Origin of the sequence: Pseudonocardia pini, assembly GCF_013870575.1 — a bacterium.
Taxonomy (GTDB): Bacteria; Actinomycetota; Actinomycetes; order Mycobacteriales; family Pseudonocardiaceae; genus Pseudonocardia; species Pseudonocardia pini.
In genome coordinates, this window is the sequence record NZ_JACBXB010000033.1 from 1 (window position 1) to 17,141 (window position 17,141).

Sequence of the window (17,141 nt, forward strand, 5' to 3'; positions counted from 1 at the left end):
CCGCCGCCCGACGACGAGCGGGGCGTCCGCCACCCGGTACAGCGCCTGCTTGAGGTGGCCCTCCAGGAACGGCACCTTGTCCTCGACCACGAGCACCTCCTCGAGGCCCGCGGTGAGCCGGACGAGCTCGTCGTCGTCGAGTGGGAAGGGCATGTCGAGCCGGATCAGCCGCAGGCCGAGGTGCTCGGCGGCGGCCTCGTCGACGCCGAGGTCGTCGAGCGCGCGCCGGAGGATCGCGAAGCCGGTGCCGCCGGCCAGGATGCCGAGCCGGGCCCGGGCCGCGGAGAACACCGCCCGGTTGAGGCCGGTCTCACGGGCGTAGGCGCGGGCGAGGTCCAGGCGTCGGGTGAGCATGTCGTGCTCGGCGTCGAGCGCCGCGGGGCCCACGAGCGCGCCCGCCGCGGGCCGCGGCTGCGCGGGCGGCATGGGGATGCCGAGCCGCAGACCGCTCACGTCCACGGTGGCCGAGGCGTCGGCGTTGTCCGCCACGATCTTCAGCCCGGTCCACAGGCCCGACGCCCGGGACAGGGCGACCGCGTGCAGCCCCAGCCCGATGATCTCGTCCACGGTGCCCGGGGCGAGCAGCGGCATCGCCAGGCTCTGGGCCATCGGCTCGCACGAGCTGGGCACGGTGGAGGACTTGGAGGCCGGGTCGTCGCCGATGATCGCGACGGCCCCGCCGAGGGTCGCGGTGCCCGCGAGCGAGCCGTGCCGGATGGCGTCCGCGGCGCGGTCGAGGCCGGGGTTCTTGCCGAACCAGAAGCCCACGACCCCTTGGTGCCGACGCCCGGGCAGCCGGTCCAGCAGCTGGGTCCCGGCGACGGCGGTGGCCGCCAGCTCCTCGTTGACGCCCGGGGAGAACACCACGCCCGCGGGGTCGAGGAACCGCTTGGAGCGCACCAGTTCCGCGTCGAACCCGCCCAGCGGGGAGCCCTGGTAGCCGGAGACGAACACACGGGTGTCGAGGCCGCGCTCGTCGTCGAGCCTGCGCTGCTCCAGGGTCAGCCTGACCAGTGCCTGGATGCCGGTGAGGAGTGCGCGGCCGCGGTCGGCGGCGTAGCGGTCGTCGAGGGTCACGGTCGTGGGGACGGTCAACGTGGCCTCCGGTGTGGTGGGGGTGCTCACAGGCGCTCACAGTCCAACGGACCGACGAGGAGCCGCGCAAGCAAGTCGCCGCAAGAAGGCTCGACGACGCAAAGATGTCTCGACTACGCTCGTCTGCGCTGAGCAATCTTGCGCGAAGGGGTCACCATGGCGGACGTCGACGAGCTCGACCACCGGCTGCTCGCCCTCCTCCAGGAGGACGGGCGGCGGACCTACTCGGACATGGCGGGGGTGGTCGGGCTGTCGGTCGCGGCGGTGAAGCGGCGGGTGGACCGGCTGCAGGAGACCGGGGTGATCACCGGGTTCACCGCGCAGGTCGACCACGCGAAGCTCGGCTGGGGCGTGGAGGCGTTCACCGAGCTGCGCTACGCGGGCACGACGGGGGTGGCGGACATCGTCGCCACGGCCACCACGGTGCCCGAGGTCCAGGCCGTCTACACGATCGCGGGCGATCCCGACGCGCTCGTCCAGGTCCGGGTGCGCGACGTGCCACACCTGCAGCAGGTGATCGACCGGCTGCGCAGCGCCGGCCCGATCGCGGGCACGAAGACGCTGCTGGTACTGGGGGCGTGGAACCGGTCGTAGCGCCGTCGACGGCCCTTGACCCGGCCCGTGGGCCCCGCGACGATCACACGGACTCGACGAGGAGGCCCTGTGGACACCTTCACCTTCACCGGTCGCGACGGCACGGAGATCACGGCGTACCGCTGGGAACCCGCGAGGGCGCCCCGCGCGCTCGTGCAGCTCACCCACGGCATGGGTGAGCACCTGCTGCGCTACGACCGGCTCGCCGCGGCACTGACCGCCCGCGGGTACGTGGTGCAGGGGCAGGACCACCGCGGGCACGGCGCGACCGCGGGTTCGCCCGAGAAGCAGGGTGTGCTGGGTGAGGACGGCTGGGCCGGTCTGGTCGACGACATCGGCGTCCTGGTGGCGAAGGGGAAGGCCGACCACCCGGGGATCCCGGTGATCCTGTTGGGGCACAGCATGGGATCGTTCGCGGCCCAGCAGTGGGTGCTCGACCACTCCGCCGAGATCGACGGGCTCGTCCTGTCCGGCACCGGCCTCGTCGACCTGCTCGAGCCCTCGCTGGACCTCGACGCGGAGATCGACCTCTCCGGGTTCAACGCGCCCTTCGAGAACCGGACCGGTTTCGAGTGGCTGTCCCGCGACGAGGCCGAGGTCGACAAGTACGTCGCCGACCCGGCCTGCGGCTTCGGCCTGGACCAGCCGGGTGGGAAGGCGCTGTTCGTCGCGGGTCGCGTGCTGGCCGACCCGGCGCGCGTCGCCGCGATCCGGGACGACCTCCCCGTGCTGATCACCGTCGGCGACGCGGACCCGGTCAACGCCGGGCTCGCCCTCGTGAACCCGCTGGTCGACCGGCTCGCCGCGGCGGGGGTCAAGGACGTGACGCTGCGGGTGTGGCCGGGCGCCCGGCACGAGGTGTTCAACGAGACCAACCGGGAGGAGATCACCGACGACGTCGTCGCGTGGGTGGACCGGGTCGTCGGGTGAGTGGGATGGCCGGTCCGCCGCTCGTCTGCCTGCACGGTGTAGGCGGCAGCCCGGCGGTCTGGGAGCCGGTCCGCGGGGCGCTCGAGGAGCGCCATCGGGTCCTGGTCCCCACCCTGCGCGGGCATTCGGGCGGCGAGCCGTTCCCCCCGGGCGTCGCGCCGACGATCCCCGCCCTGGCCGACGCCCTGGAGGCCGAGCTCGACGCGGCCGGCATCGACCGCGCCCACCTCGTCGGGAACTCGCTCGGCGGCTGGCTGGCGTTCGAGCTGGCGGCGCGCGGGCGGGCGCTCTCGGTGGTCGCCCTGTCCCCCGCCGGTGGGTGGCTGCCCGGCAGCCGCGAGGTCCGACGCGTGCGCGGGCTGATCCTCCCCGCACACCTCATGGCCCGTGGGCTCGGCTCCGGGATCCGGCTCCTGGTCGGCCCGGCCGCCGCGAGACGGGCGATGCTCGGCATGGCCGTCGGCCGCGGGGACCACATGACCGCGGACGAGGCCGAGCGCTTCTTCCGCGACAACGCGGAGTGCTCCGCCCTCCGCGCCCTGCTCGACGACGCCGTCACCCGCGACTTCACCGTCCCGGAGCCCGACGTGCCGGTCCGGATCGCCTGGGGCGAGCAGGACCGGCTGCTCCCGCCCCCGCGCTACTCCGACCGCTTCACCACCCTGTTCCCGCGCGCCGAGCGGCGCACCCTCCCGGGAGCGGGCCACGTGCCGACCTACGACGACCCCGCCGTCGTCACCCGCACGATCCTGGAGGTCACCACCTCGCCCGCAGCATGATCGCGGCGATCCTCAGCCCTCCAGGAGCGCGGTCGGCACCTCGACGACGCGGCTGCGCAGATACTCGCCGAGGCCCTTCGCCTGGGGGTCGGGGCGGGTGCTCGACGCGACGCCCTCGCCGAGGATCCCGTGCACGACCACGTTGAGCGCCTTGAGGTTCGGCAGCGGGAACACCTCGATCTCCAGGTCCGCGACCTCGGGTCCGAGCAGCTCACGGGCCCGGTCCACGGTCAGGAAGCCCCGCAGCCAGGCGTACTCCGCCTCGGTCCGGGTCCAGACGCCGACGTTCGCGTTCCCGCCCTTGTCGCCCGAGCGCGCGCCGCACACCGCGCCGAGCGGGACCGGCCTGGTGCCCTCCGCGGGGACTCCAGGGTCCTCCCCCGCGACACCTTTGCCCTGCCCGCCTGCGTGCGGGTCCGCAGCGCTGTTGCTCTGCCCGCCTGCGTGCGGGTCCGCGACACCTTTGCCCTGCCCGCCTGCGTGCGGGTCCGCTCCGGCAGCACCCGCGCCCGCAGGGGAGCGGGCAGGGCAAAGGTGCTCGGAGACCTCCCCCACCTGCGGGTCCGCGACGACCGAGCGGGTTCCGTCCGGGAGCACCACGGTCTGGGTCACCGCGGAGCGGGGGACCGCGGCGGGACGGTAGACGCCGTAGGCGGACTCGGCGGTGGGCGGGGTGGTGGTGTGGAAGCCCGCGTACCCGCCCAGGGCGAGCTCCATCGTCGCGTTGGAGAAGGCGCGCCCGACCGTCCTCGGGTCCGGGTCCTTCACCGTGACCCGCAGGTGCGCCGTGGCCTGTTCGTTCGACGGCGCGTCGGGGCGGTCGAAGCGCAGCAACCGCACGTCCACCGAGGCGAAGCGGTCCCGACCGCCCAGGACGTCGAACAGCATCTCCTCCGCCCAGGCCGCCTTCGCCTCGATGTCCAGGCCGGTCAGGACCAGCGTCATCGAGTTGCGGTAGCCGCCCGCGTCGTTCAGCGCGACCTTCAGCGTGGGCGGCGGCGCGCTCCCCCGCACCCCCGAGACGAGCACGCGGTCGGGGCCCTCCTGGGTCAGGGTGATCGTGTCGAAGTGCGTGGTGCAGTCCGGGCCGAGGTACGCGGGACCCGCGATCTCGTAGAGCAGCTGCGCGGTGACCGTGCCGACGGAGACCAGCCCACCCGTCCCGGGGTGCTTGGTGATCACCGAGGAGCCGTCGGCGGCGACCTCCGCGATCGGGAAGCCCGGGTAGCGGCGGTCGGTCACCTCCGCGAGGAACGAGTAGTTGCCGCCGCAGGCCTGCGGGCCGCACTCGATCACGTGCCCCGCGGCGACGGCGCCGGCGAGCGCGTCGAAGTCCCCGCGCGTCCAGCCGTGCCACCAGGCGGCGGGCCCGACGACGAGCGACGCGTCGGTCACCCGCCCGGTCACGACGACGTCCGCACCCGCGGCCAGCGCCTCCGCGATCCCCCAGCCGCCGAGATAGGCGTTGGCGGACACCGGCTTCCCCTCGACCGGCGGGGTGATCGCGCCGAGCGAGCCGCGCAGGTCGTCGCCCTCCACCCAGGCCACCCGCGCACCGGTCCCGAGCGCGTCGATCGCCGCGGCCAGTCCGGCCGGGTTGAGCCCGCCCGCGTTGGAGACGACCTTGGTCCCCCGTTCGACGCACAGCCCCAGCACGTCCTGCATCTGGGTCAGGAAGGTCCGCGCGTAACCCGCCGCGGGGTCCTTGGCCTGCGCCTTCGCCAGGATCAGCATCGTCAGCTCGGCGAGGTAGTCCCCGCAGAGGACGTCGATCGGACCGCCCTCCACCATCTCCCGCGCCGCGCGGAGCCGGTCGCCGTAGAAGCCGGAACAGTTGCCGATCCGGATCGGGCGGGTCACCGCGCACCCCCCGGCTTCCGGCCGGTCCCCGGCTTGCCCGCGAAGGCCTGCCCGATCTCGACCCACTCCTCGGCGGCCGGGCCGGTCACGACCAGCGCGAGATCGTCCCGGTGCCTGCGCTGGGTGATGAGCAGCGCGAAGTCCAGGGCGGTGCCGGTGACGACGTCCGCCGCCCCCGGAGGACCCCAGGTCCACAGTGCACCGTCGGGCGCGTCGAGCTCCACCCGGACCGGCGCCTCGGGCACCGGGCGGTCGTGCAGCGCGTAGCTGAACGCCCGCGCGCCGACCCCGATGTGCGCCACGTGTCGCAGCCGCCCGCTGGGCTCGCGGACCACGCCCACGGCGTCCGCCACGTCCTGGCCGTGCGCCCAGGTCTCCATGATCCGCGCGGTCAGCGAGGACGCGGCGCTCATCGGCGGCCCGAACCACGGGACCCGCAGGCCGGGTTCGAGACCGGCGAACGTGCGCACGAGCCGGGCCCTGGACTCGTCGAACCAGGCGAGCAGCTCGGCACCGGACAGCGACCGGAACCGCTCGGCGAACGAGTCCGGGTCGACCCCGCCGGTCGCGTCCATCTCCGCCTTCTCGGCCGCGAACGCCTCCGGGTCCGTGGCCGACCGGAGCGCCACGTCGTCGAAGTACGCCAGGTGCGAGACCTGGTCGCCGATCGACCAGCCCTCCGCCGGTGTCGGGCGGGCCCAGTCCTCGGGACCGAGACCGGCCAGGATCGCGCGCAGCACCGCGGACTCGGCCTCCAGGTCCGCGGCCAGATCGGGCATCGAGACGGGCACGGCTACCTCCCCTTCCAGACCGGGGTCCGCTTGTCGCGGAACGCCGCCGGCCCCTCCTGCGCGTCGGCCGACCGGTACACCGGGGCCCAGATCTCCTCGGCCGCCTCGTACGCCGCCTCCCGAGGGTGGTCGGCGGACAGGTAGGCCGTCTTCTTCGACGCCCGCACGCTCAGCGGCGCGTTCGCCGCGATCCGTTCGGCGAGCGCCTGGGTGTGCGACCGCAGCTCCGCGGCCGCGACGACGTGGTTGACCAGCCCGTACCCCTGTGCCCGCTCGGCGTCGAGCGGGTCGCCGGTCATCAGGATCTCCAGCGCGATCCGCGGCGGGACCAGCCAGGACAGCGGCGCGGCCCACGGCGACCCGCGACCGACCTTGACCTCGCTCACCGCGAACCGGGCGTGCGAGGCGGCCACCACCAGGTCGCACTGCTGGGCCAGCAGGAACCCGCCCGCGTACGCCACGCCGTTGACCGCGGCGATCGTGGGCTTGTCGATCTGGATGTTCCGCCCGAACTGCGGCAGGAAGTCCGGCGGCGGGATCTCCAGCGAGGTCTCCGCCATCTCCTTCAGGTCACCGCCCGCGCAGAAGGCCTTCTCGCCCGCGCCGGTCAGCACCAGCACGGCGGCGGAGTCGTCCGCGACGAACCGGTGCGCGCCCTCCCACAGCCCGTCCCGCACGTCCTTCGACAGGGCGTTGCGGGCCTCGGGCCGGTCGATCGTGAGCCAGGCGACCCCGTTCTCGACCTCGTACGTCACGCTCACGGGATCCTCCTCCTCAGCTCGGGCCTGCGGGATCTCATCCGCGAACCCCCTTTCGGAACGCCTCGAACCCCTCGACGGCGGGCCCCGACCGCAGCGCCGCGGCCTGGCTGACGGCCTCGCGCTCCAGCGAGCCGCGCAGGTCGTCGTCCGCGGAGTGGTTGACCAGCTTCTTGGCCAGCGCGACCGTGTACGCCGGGAGTTCCGCCAGCTGCTCGGCCATCTCGACCGCCTTCTCCAGCGCAGCCTCCGGGTCGGGCTCGACGGCGTTGGCGAGACCCAGGCGCTCGGCCTCCGCCGCGCCGATCTCGGGGGCGAGCAGCATGAGCTCCTTCGCCTTCTGCATGCCGACGAGCCGGGGCAGGAACCAGGCACCGCCCACGTCGGGCACCACGCCGCGCTTGACGAACACCTGGCACAGCCGGGCGTCGGCGGAGAGCACCACCAGATCGCAGGCCAGGGCCAGGTTGAACCCGCCGCCGTACGCGATGCCGGAGACCGCGGCGACGACCGGCAGCGGCGACTCCCAGATCTCCACGACGAGCCGGTGGAAGGCCCGCAGCAGCGCGAGCAGCTCCGGATCGTCCCCGGCGACGTGGTCGAGGATGTCGCCCACGTCCCCGCCCGCGGAGAAGTGCCCGCCGACCCCGGTGAGGACGACGGCGCCGACCTCCCCGTCGTCGGCGGTGGCCCGCAGGGTGGCCTCCAGCTCGGCGACGACGCCGGTCGTCAGCGCGTTGCGCCGGTCCGGGCGGTCGACGGCGAGGATCCGGACCGGCCCGCGGTCCGTCACCGTGATCATGCTCGCTCCGCCTCGGTCGCACCGCGTTCGGCGAGGACATGGCGTTGCAGCTTCCCGGTGGTGCTGCGCGGCAGCTCCTCGGACGCCAGGAACTCGACGTACCGCGGCCGCTTGTACGACGCGAGGTGCTCGCGGCAGTGCGCGACGATCTCGGCCGCGCTCACCTGCGCGCCCGGCGCCCGCACCACGACCACCTTCACCGTCTCGCCCCACCGCTCGTCGGGCACGCCGAAGGCGCAGACCTCCTGCACCGCGGGGTGTCCGGCGATCGCGTGCTCGACCTCGGCCGGGTAGACGTTCTCACCACCGGTCTTGACCAGGTACTTCGTGCGGTCCACGAAGGACAGCGTGCCGTCCTCGGCGCGGACCAGGACGTCGCCGGTGTGCAGCCAGCCGCCGCGGAAGGCCTCCGCGGTGGCGGCCGGGTCGTCCAGGTACCCGGACATCACGCCGGGCCCGCGCACCACGCACTCCCCCGGCACCCCGACCGGGACCTCGTTCATCTCGGTGTCGACGAGGCGGACGTCGAGCAGCGGGGTCGGGGTCTTGCGCAGGTGCGGCCGCTCGCCGGGCCCGCTGAACCCGTGTGCGAGGGCGTAGCTGGTCTCGGTCTGGCCGAACGCGTCGCAGAAGGAGATGCGGTACTTCGCCGTGAGCTGCTCGACGACCGTCGGCATCATGTTGGCGTAGCCGATCGCGAACCGGAACGAGGTCAGGTCCCGCCCAGCGGTCGGCTCGGCCAGCACGTCGGTGATCACTCCGGGGAGCAGCAGCGTCCAGCTCAGCCGGTCCCGCTCCACGAGGTCGAGGATCCGGGCCGGATCGGCCTTGCGCAGGCAGGCGAACCGGCCGCCGGTGACCATCGTGGCGTACAGGGACTCGTCCCCGGCGCAGTGGAACATCGGCAGCCAGCCGACGAACCCGTCGTCGGCGGTCAGCCCGAACCACTGGGCCAGCCGCAGGCCGCGGACGGCGGCGGCCTGCTGCGTGATCATCGCGCCCTTGGGCAGCCCGGTGGTGCCGGAGGTGTAGAGGACGTTGTGCAGGTCGCCGGGCTGGGCGGCGGGCTCGGGGACCTCGGCGCCGGACTCGCGCAGGGAGCCGTAGGGCAGGAACCCCTCGCGCGGATCCAGCGAATACCAGGCCTTCACCGACGGGCTGCGGTCCCGGATCGCCTCGGCGCTCGCCGCGAACGATCCCGAGGTGATCAGCGCCCTCGGGCCCGCGGTCCCGACGATGTGCGCCAGCTCGTCCGGGTGCAGCCGGACGTTGAGCGTCACGACCGCGACGCCGAGCCGCGCCAGCGCCGCGTACAGCTCGACGTACTCCGGCCGCGTCTCCGACAGCACCGCGACCCGGTCGCCACGCCGCAGCCCGGAGGCGTGCAGGCCCGCGGCGAGCCGCTCGGCACGTCCGCCCAGCTCACGGTAGGTCCAGGGTTCCTCGCAGGGCTGGTCGGAGGTGACCGCGACCCGGTCGGCGAAGATCCGGAAGGCGCGCCGGAACAGCGCGTCGACCGTGGTCCCCGTGGCCGCGGCGACGTCGGACGGTCCCGGCGAGCTCACTCCTCCGGCTCCTCGACCACGGCGAGCACCTGGCCGGTGTCGACCTGGTCCCCGGCGCCGACGTGGATCTCCGCGACCACACCGTCGACCGGGGCGGCCACGGTGTGCTCCATCTTCATCGCCTCGAGCACCACGAGCGCCTGCCCCGCGGTGACCGGATCCCCCTGTGCCGCAAGGACCCGCACCACCCCGCCGGGCATCGGCGCGAGCAGCGACCCGGCGTGCGCGACCGCGTTGGGGTCGGCGAACCGGGGCACCTCGGCCAGCGCGGCGGAGCCGTCCGGACCGTCCACGTAGGACCATCCCGGGACGCGGTGCACGGCGTAGGTGCGGGACACCCCGTCGATCTCCAGCTCCACCGACTCCGGCGTGGCCGCGACCAGCCGGGCGGGCAGCGCCTCGCCGTTCACGGCCAGGTCCAGGCCGGAGCGGCGGAAGGCGTAGGTGACCTCGAGGGTCTCGTCGCCGAGGGTGTACGCGGCGCGCTGCGGCTGCCCGCCGACGTTCCGCCAGCCCGACGGGATCCCGGCCAGCACACGCGCCGACGCCCGGTTCCCGGCCTGCGCGGCGAGCGCGGCCGCGGCGGCCTGCCGCACCCCGCCGCCTCCCGGAGCGCCCGGAGACGGAGCTTGCGAAGTAGACCATCGGCACAGCTGCGCTGGATCATGCCTGGTCAGGTACCCCGTGTCGGTCTTCCCGGCGAGGAACTCGGGCTCGCGCAGGATCCCGACGAGCAGGTCCCGGTTGGTCGTGACGCCGTGCAGCTCGGCCCGCTGCAGCGCCCGCGCGAGGGTGCGGGCCGCCTCGGTGCGGGTGCGGCCGTGGGCGATCACCTTGGCCAGCATCGGGTCGTAGTTGGTCCCGACGACGGACCCGTCGACCACACCGGAGTCGACCCGGATGCCCGGCAGGTCCGGGATCGCGAAGCGGTGCAGCGTGCCCGTGGCCGGGAGGAAGCCCGCGGGGACGTCCTCGGCGTAGAGCCGGACCTCGATCGCGTGCCCGGAGATGCCCGCGCCGAGCACCTCGGGCGGCAGCGGCTCGCCCTCGGCCACCCGAAGCTGCAGCTCCACCAGGTCCAGCCCGGTGACCAGCTCGGTGACCGGGTGCTCGACCTGCAGCCGGGTGTTGACCTCCAGGAAGAAGAACTTCCCGTCCTGGTCCATCACGAACTCGACGGTCCCGGCGCCGGTGTACCCGATCGCCTTCCCCGCCGCGACGGCCGCCTCCCCCAGCTCGGCCCGCTGCACCTCGTCGACCGCCGGGGACGGGCTCTCCTCGACGATCTTCTGGTAGCGCCGCTGGATCGAGCAGTCGCGCTCGAAGAGGCTCACGACCTCGCCGTGGGTGTCGCCGAGGATCTGCACCTCGACGTGTCGCGGGTTCACGACGAACCGCTCCAGGAACACGGTCCCGTCGCCGAACGCCGACGCCGCCTCGCGCCGCGCGCCCTCGACCGCCTCGGTCAGCTCCGCGGGGGTGTGCACGACGCGCATGCCGCGCCCGCCGCCGCCGAACGCGGCCTTGACCAGCACCGGGAAGCCGATGTCCGCGGCGATGGCGCCCAGGTCGGAGGACTCGTCGACCGTGGCCCCGGGGAGGACCGGCACACCCGCCTTCTCCATGAGCGCCTTGGCCTCGAGCTTCGAGCCCATCGACGCGATGGCCTCGGGCGTGGGCCCGACGAACGTCAGGCCCGCGGCCGCACAGTCCCGCGCGAACTGCGCGTTCTCCGACAGGAACCCGTAGCCGGGATGCACGGCGTCGGCACCCGTCGCGCGAGCCGCCGCGATCACCAGGTCGGCGCGCAGGTAGGTGTCCGACGGGGCGGCACCGGGGAGCCGCACCGCCTCGTCGGCGAGCGAGACGAACGGGGCCGCGGCGTCGGGGTCCGAGTACACGGCCACGGTGCCGATGCCCAGCGAGTGGGCGGTGCGCATGACGCGGGCGGCGATCTCGCCGCGGTTCGCGATCAACAGCTTCTGGATCATCGTGCTCACATCCGGAAGACGCCGAAGCCGCGACGGCCGGCGACGGTGGTCGAGTGGACGGCGGACAGGGACATCCCCAGCACCGTGCGGGTGTCGCGGGGGTCGACGATGCCGTCGTCGTAGAGCTTCCCGGTCACGTAGAAGGAGTGGGACTCCGCGTCGATCTGGGCCTCGATGGCGGCGGTGCGCTTGCGGTCCGCCTCGTCGTCGAAGGGCTTGCCCTGCGACGCCGCCGACGCCTTGCCCACGATGGACATGACGCCCGCGAGCTGGGCCGCGCCCATCACCGCGAGCTTCGCGCCGGGCCAGGCGAACATCAGCCGCGGGTCGTAGGCGCGCCCGGACATGCCGTAGTTGCCCGCCCCGAAGGACGACGCCATGTTGATCGTGAGGTGCGGGACCGTGCTGTTGGTGACGGCGTTGATCATCTTGGCGCCGTCCTTGATGATCCCGCCCTGCTCGTACTCCTTGCCGACCATGTAGCCGGTGGTGTTCTGCAGGAAGACCAGCGGCGTGTCCGTCTGGTTGGCGAGCAGGATGAACTCGGTGGCCTTCTTGGCCTCCTCGCTGAACAGCACGCCGCGGTGGTTGGCGAGCACGCCGACGGGATAGCCGTGGATGCTCGCCCAGCCGGTGACCAGCGAGGTGCCGTAGAGCGGCTTGTACTCGTCGAAGTCCGAGCCGTCGACGGTGCGCGCCAGGATCTCGCGCGGGTCGAACGGGACCTTCGTGTCCGGCGGGAGGATCCCGAGGATCTCCTCCGGGTCGTAGCGCGGCGGCGCCGGGTTCAGCGCGGGGGCCGGGCCGAGCTTGTGCCAGTTGATCCGGGACATGATCTCCCGGCCGAGCCGGATGGCGTCGTGCTCGTCGGCGGCGAAGTAGTCCGAGAGGCCCGAGATGCGGCTGTGCATCTCCGCGCCGCCGAGCGACTCGTCGTCGGACTCCTCGCCGGTGGCCATCTTGACCAGCGGCGGGCCGCCGAGGAACACCTTGGCGCCCTTGTCGACCAGCACCGCGTAGTCGCACATGCCGGGGACGTACGCGCCGCCCGCCGTCGAGTTGCCGAAGACCAGCGCGACGGTCGGGATCGCCATCGACGACAGCTCGGTCAGCTCGTGGAAGATCCGCCCGGCCGGGACGAAGAGATCGGCCTGGGTCGGCAGGTCGGCCCCGCCGGACTCCACCAGGTTGATCACCGGCAGCCGGTTGACGCGCGCGATCTCCAACGCGCGCAGCGTCTTCTTCAGCGAGTAGGGGTTCATCGCCCCGCCGCGCACGGTGGGGTCGTGGGCGATGACCACGCACTCCACACCGGACACGACGCCGATCCCCGTCAGCTCCGACGCACCGACCGTGAACTCGGTGCCCCAGGCCGCCAGCGGCGACAGCTCCAGGAACGGGCTGTCGGGGTCCAGCAGCAGCTCCAGGCGCTCGCGCACCGGGAGCTTGCCGCGGTCCCGGTGGCGCTGCATGTAGCGCTCACCGCCCCCGGCGATAGCGAGGTCGAGCTGCTCGTTCAGCTGGGCGAGCACCTCGAGCTGGGCCTTGCGGTTGCTCGCGTAGGTCTCCGAGGAGACGTCGAGCAGGGACTTCAGGACCGTCATCGGCCTTCCCCGTAGTGGCTGGCGTGGGCCTCGCGGACCACGTTCTTCTGGATCTTCCCGGTGGACGTCCGCGGCAGCTCGTCGACGACGATCACGGACTTCGGGACCTTGTAACCGTCGAGCCGCTCCTTGAGCGCGGCCCGCAGGACCTCGGCGTCGATGCTCGCGCCGGGCTTGGGCACGACCACCGCGGTGATCGCCTCGCTCCACCGCTCGTGCGGCAGGCCGACGACGACGACCTCGGCGACCTGCGGCTCCGCGTCGTACACGGCCCGCTCGACCTCGATCGACGCGACGTTCTCGCCGCCCGTCTTGATCACGTCCTTGTAGCGGTCCGCGAACCAGAGCACGCCGTCCTCGCCGAACCGGCCGACGTCCCCGGAGTGGAACCAGCCGTGCGCGAACGCGGTGTCGGTCGCCTCCGGGTTGCGCAGGTACTCCTGCATCGTCGACGGGCCGCGGTAGACGATCTCGCCCTGCTCGCCGCGCCGGAGCAGGGTCCCCTGCGGGTCCATGATCCCGACCTGCACGCCGGTCAGCGGGGTACCGACCGCTCCCACGTGGCTCAGCTGGTGCTCCGGCCGGAAGAGGGTCGTGATCGGGCTCATCTCCGTCTGTCCGAACAAGAGCGCGAAATCGCAGCCGAATCCGTCCAGACATGCCTTGATCTGCGACTCCGGCATGGCGGCCATCGCGTAGACCGCCCGCTTCAGCGAGCCGAGGTCGCGACTCGCGAACGACGGGTGGTCCAGCGCCGCGCGGTACATCATCGGCAGCCCGAAGACCTGCGTGATCTTCTCCTGCTCGATGGTGGCGAGGAAGCGCTCGGGATCGAAGCCGCGGTGCACGAAGATCGTGGCCCCGACGACGACGGCGGGCGTGCAGAAGGCGTTGAGCTGCGCGGTGTGGAACATCGGCATCATCGCGACGAACCGGTCCTCGGTGGACCAGCCCGAGTCCAGCGCCGCGGACATCGACTCCAGGTGGATGCCCAGGTGGGTGCCGACCACGCCCTTCGGGAACGACGTGGTGCCCGAGGTGTAGAGGTAGCTCAGCGGCGCCCGGTCCTCGACGACCACCTCGGGCGGTGCGGTGTCCGTGGCGAGCACGTCGTCCAGCACCAGGGTGTCCCGACCGGCGACCGGCTCCCAGGAGGCACCGGTGCCCGGCGCGACGATCACCTCCGCGACGCCCGCCGTCTCGGCGACCGCCCCGGCCACCGTGCCGACGAGCTGGCTCTCGACCACGATCCCGCGGGCCTGCGAGTGGCCCAGCACGTAGGCGACCTCGTCCGGCCGCCACCCCAGGTTGAGCGGCACGCACACGACGCCGATCTTGGCGCACGCGTAGTAGACGGCCAGGAACTCGGCGCTGTTGGCTGAGGCCAGAGCCAGCGCGTCTCCGACCCCGTAGCCGCGGGCCAGCAGGCCGTGGGCGAGCCGGTTGACCCACGCGTCGAACTCGGCGTAGGTCCAGCGGCGCTCCCCGTCGACTCCACTGTCGACTCCACTGTCGACTCCACTGTCGACGATCGCGAGCTTCTCGGGCCGCGCGAACGCGGAGCGGGTCAGTGCGTCGCCGACGTTGATCCGCTGGATGAGGTTCCGGTTCAGCTCCATCGCTGCCCCCTGTCGTCGGGTCGGATCAGTAGGAACGCGGAAGGCCGAGCGAGTGCTGGGCCACGAAGTTCAGGACCATCTCCCGGTTCACCGGGGCGATCCGCAGCAGCCGGGCCAGCCCCCAGTAGGGGAGCAGTCCGAACTCCTGCGCCACGCCGTTGCCGCCGTGGGTCTGCATGGCGGCGTCGCACGCGGCGATCGCGGCCTCGGCCGCCGCGTACTTCGCCATGTTCGACGCCTCGCCCGCGGGCAGCCCGTTCGTGTGCAGCCAGGCGGCCTTCTGCGTCATCAGCGCGGCGAGCTCGGTCTCGATCTTCGCCTTGGCGAGCGGGTGCGCGACGCCCTGGTGGGTGCCGATCGGCTTGTCCCAGACCTTCCGGTCCTTGGCGTACTGCGCGGCGCGGGACAGCGCGTACCGCGCGATCCCGACGCAGAGCGCCGCGCCGGTGATCCGCTCGGGGTTGAGCCCGTGGAAGACCTGCTTGAAGCCCTGGCCCTCCTCGCCCACAAGCGCGGACACGGGCAGCCGGACCTCGTCGAAGTGCAGCGTGAACTGCTTCTCCGGGAGCATCACGTCCACGGGCAGGACCGTCTTCTGGAGACCGGGGGCGTCCGTGGGGACCAGGAACAGCGACAGCTGCCCCTCGTCCCCGGTGCGGGCCACGAGCAGTAGCGCCTCGGCCTCGTCGACACCGGAGATGTAGTACTTCTCCCCCGTCACGACCCACTCGTCGCCGACCCGCCGGGCCCGCGTGGAGAGCTTGTGGGTGTTCGACCCGGCCTCGGGCTCGGTGATCGCGAAGACCACCTTGCGCCGCCCGCTCGCCAGCCCGGGCAGCCACTCCTTGCGCTGCTCCTCGGTGCCGTACTCGGCGAGCACCTCGGCCGAGATCGCGTGCGTGACCAGCAGCAGCAGGATCGGGGCGCCCTGGGCGGCGATCTCCTCGCACACGAGCGAGAGCTCGACGAGGCCGCCGCCGCCCCCGCCGTACTCCTCCGGGACGTTCACCCCGGCGAACCCCGCGTCGCCCAGCGCGTGCCACAGCTCCGTGCACTCGGTGCCCGCGCGAGCGTGCTCCGCGTAGTAGGTGCCCCCGTACGGGGCCGCGATCGCGCCGACGGCCGCCCGCAGGTCGCGGTGCTCGTCGGTCTCCAGGAAGTCCACACCGACTCCTCAGTGGTGGTGTCCAGCCGTTTCAGTGATTCTCGGTTCACTCGTGGCGCACACTACCGCGACGATGCCATGATGGCCAGATGACGACGGCGACCCGCAGTAGACGCGATCCGGAGCGCCGCGAGCGCATCCTCACCGCCGCTGCCGAGCTGGCCGCGCGGCGGGGCTTCCACGCCGTCGGGATGGCGGAGATCGGCGCCGAGGCCGGCATCGTCGGGTCCGGGATCTACCGGCACTTCGGGAGCAAGGACGCCATCCTGGTCGCCCTGCTGGACCGGGTCATGGAGCGCATCCGCAGCGGCGCGGCGGAGATCATCGCCGCGGCGCCGGACGACCGTTCCGCCCTGTCCGCCCTGATCAGGGACCACATCACGGTCGCGATCGAGGACCGAAGCGTGCTCGCCGTGTACCACCGCGAGGCGCACACCCTGCCCGAGGAGGACCGGCGGCGGCTGCGCAGGCTGCAGCGGCACTATCTCGAGGACTGGGTGCACGTGCTGGCCCCGCTGCGCCGGGACCTGGCGGACGGCGAGCTGCGCCTGGCCGTGCATGCGGCCATCGGCGCGATCCAGTCGACACTGTTCTTCCGCAGCGGGCTGGACTCCGAGCGGCTCGCCCGACAGCTCGACACGATGACCCACGCCTGCCTCGGCGTCGCTCCGGTCGAGTGAACTCGGGTTGACTCACCTCTTGCGATGAGTGAGCCGGATCACGCATGCTGACGCCATGCTGCCCGAGATCCCCCACGGCACCGCCCTGCCCGACGCGGCGACCATCGACGTCGAGACGCTGCGCGGCAGGCGCGCCGTGCACCGCTGGGAGCGGACGTCCGTCGGCGACCTGTTCGAGCGGCTGACCTGGAGCCGTCCGGACCAGGTCGCGCTCGCCGGCGTCGACGGGGCGTTCGGCGAGGCGCGGTTCGAGTCCGTGACCTACCGGGAGGCGGACGAGGCCGCGAACCGGTTCGCCCACGCGCTCGCGGGCGCGGGTCTCGAACCGGGCGACCGGGTGCTGCTGATCAGCGAGAACTCGGTCGAGGCGCTGCTGGCGAAGGTCGGGATCGCCAAGGCCGGGATGGTGTCCGTCCCGCTCAACCCGAACCTCGCGCCGGACGTCCTGGAGCACCTGATCGAGCGGACCGCGCCGCGGTTCGCGGTGGTGGACGCCGAGCTGTGGCCGCGCGTCGAGCAGGTCTTCGCCGTGCGCGGGCTCGCGGTGGGCGCCACGATCACGGTCGGCGGCGGGCCCGTCGCGGGCAGCCCCGCGTTCGGCGACCTGCTGGCCGGGCAGCCCGCGACCGAGCCCGAGGTCGAGATCCACGGGGACGACATCTGGCAGCTGCTGTTCACCTCGGGCACCACCGCGATGCCCAAGGGCGTGATGCTCTCGCACAGCTACGCACACCTGGCCGCGCTGAACTTCACGGTGTCGCTCAGCCGCGGCCTGGCGCACGAGTCCGACCTGCGGCTCTGCACGTTCCTGCCGGTGATCTACCACATCGGGGACGAGATCTTCCCGTTCGCGGCGCTGCTCGCGGGCGGCACCGTGACCGTCGGACGCAGGCCCGCCGCGGTGCCCG

14 protein-coding genes and 1 pseudogene are annotated in these 17,141 nt (G+C 73.0%); 5 read left to right on the forward strand and 10 right to left on the reverse strand.

Going from position 1 to position 17,141, the window contains the following annotated elements; translation table 11 throughout:
* A pseudogene (locus H5J29_RS04105) lies at window positions 1-1,125 on the reverse strand (indolepyruvate ferredoxin oxidoreductase family protein); the annotation flags it as partial.
* Window positions 1,126-1,251: 126 nt separating this feature from the next.
* Between H5J29_RS04105 and H5J29_RS04110 the strand changes: the two are divergent.
* From H5J29_RS04110 to H5J29_RS04120, 3 genes are all read left to right on the forward strand, one after another.
* A complete protein-coding gene (locus tag H5J29_RS04110; protein ID WP_181779555.1) occupies window positions 1,252-1,689 on the forward strand; it encodes an Lrp/AsnC family transcriptional regulator in 438 nt (145 codons plus the stop codon).
* Window positions 1,690-1,758: 69 nt separating this feature from the next.
* Window positions 1,759-2,619 (forward strand): alpha/beta fold hydrolase, encoded by an 861-nt coding sequence (locus H5J29_RS04115; protein ID WP_181779556.1) that lies wholly within the window; start codon window positions 1,759-1,761, stop codon window positions 2,617-2,619.
* Between the two features lie 5 nt (window positions 2,620-2,624).
* Window positions 2,625-3,398 (forward strand): alpha/beta fold hydrolase, encoded by a 774-nt coding sequence (locus tag H5J29_RS04120; RefSeq protein WP_181779557.1) that lies wholly within the window; start codon window positions 2,625-2,627, stop codon window positions 3,396-3,398.
* Window positions 3,399-3,410: 12 nt separating this feature from the next.
* Here H5J29_RS04120 and H5J29_RS04130 read toward each other — a convergent pair whose 3' ends face one another.
* The 9 genes from H5J29_RS04130 to H5J29_RS04170 form a co-directional block, all read right to left on the reverse strand.
* Entirely contained in the window at window positions 3,411-5,189 is a 1,779-nt protein-coding gene (locus tag H5J29_RS04130; RefSeq protein ID WP_246393451.1) for an acyclic terpene utilization AtuA family protein, read from the reverse strand.
* A 65-nt stretch (window positions 5,190-5,254) separates the two neighbouring features.
* Window positions 5,255-6,049, reverse strand: a complete 795-nt coding sequence (locus H5J29_RS04135) for a TIGR03084 family metal-binding protein (RefSeq protein ID WP_181779558.1) — start codon at window positions 6,047-6,049, stop codon at window positions 5,255-5,257.
* A 2-nt stretch (window positions 6,050-6,051) separates the two neighbouring features.
* Window positions 6,052-6,810, reverse strand: a complete 759-nt coding sequence (locus H5J29_RS04140; protein ID WP_181779559.1) for an enoyl-CoA hydratase/isomerase family protein — start codon at window positions 6,808-6,810, stop codon at window positions 6,052-6,054.
* 34 nt (window positions 6,811-6,844) lie between these two features.
* Window positions 6,845-7,609 (reverse strand): enoyl-CoA hydratase/isomerase family protein, encoded by a 765-nt coding sequence (locus H5J29_RS04145; protein ID WP_181779560.1) that lies wholly within the window; start codon window positions 7,607-7,609, stop codon window positions 6,845-6,847.
* Window positions 7,606-9,174, reverse strand: coding sequence for a class I adenylate-forming enzyme family protein (locus H5J29_RS04150; RefSeq protein WP_181779561.1), 1,569 nt, complete (start codon window positions 9,172-9,174; stop codon window positions 7,606-7,608). Before H5J29_RS04150 ends, H5J29_RS04145 begins: the two co-directional genes overlap by 4 nt.
* Window positions 9,171-11,165, reverse strand: coding sequence for an ATP-binding protein (locus H5J29_RS04155; protein WP_181779562.1), 1,995 nt, complete (start codon window positions 11,163-11,165; stop codon window positions 9,171-9,173). Before H5J29_RS04155 ends, H5J29_RS04150 begins: the two co-directional genes overlap by 4 nt.
* Before the next feature lie 5 nt (window positions 11,166-11,170).
* Complete coding sequence (locus H5J29_RS04160) at window positions 11,171-12,769, reverse strand: acyl-CoA carboxylase subunit beta (protein ID WP_181779563.1); 1,599 nt, start codon at window positions 12,767-12,769, stop codon at window positions 11,171-11,173.
* The gene (locus H5J29_RS04165) at window positions 12,766-14,388 is read right to left on the reverse strand and encodes an AMP-binding protein (RefSeq protein ID WP_181779564.1); all 1,623 of its coding nucleotides are present in this window, start codon (window positions 14,386-14,388) and stop codon (window positions 12,766-12,768) included. The genes H5J29_RS04160 and H5J29_RS04165 overlap by 4 nt, the downstream gene beginning before the upstream one ends.
* 25 nt (window positions 14,389-14,413) lie before the next feature.
* A complete protein-coding gene (locus H5J29_RS04170; protein ID WP_181779565.1) occupies window positions 14,414-15,553 on the reverse strand; it encodes an acyl-CoA dehydrogenase family protein in 1,140 nt (379 codons plus the stop codon).
* Between the two features lie 89 nt (window positions 15,554-15,642).
* Here H5J29_RS04170 and H5J29_RS04175 point away from each other — a divergent pair, with 89 nt between their 5' ends.
* Both H5J29_RS04175 and H5J29_RS04180 read left to right on the forward strand, forming a co-directional pair.
* Window positions 15,643-16,233 (forward strand): TetR/AcrR family transcriptional regulator, encoded by a 591-nt coding sequence (locus H5J29_RS04175; RefSeq protein ID WP_181779566.1) that lies wholly within the window; start codon window positions 15,643-15,645, stop codon window positions 16,231-16,233.
* Window positions 16,234-16,288: 55 nt separating this feature from the next.
* The coding region (locus tag H5J29_RS04180) for an AMP-binding protein (protein WP_181779567.1) at window positions 16,289-17,141 on the forward strand (853 nt) is incomplete at its 3' end.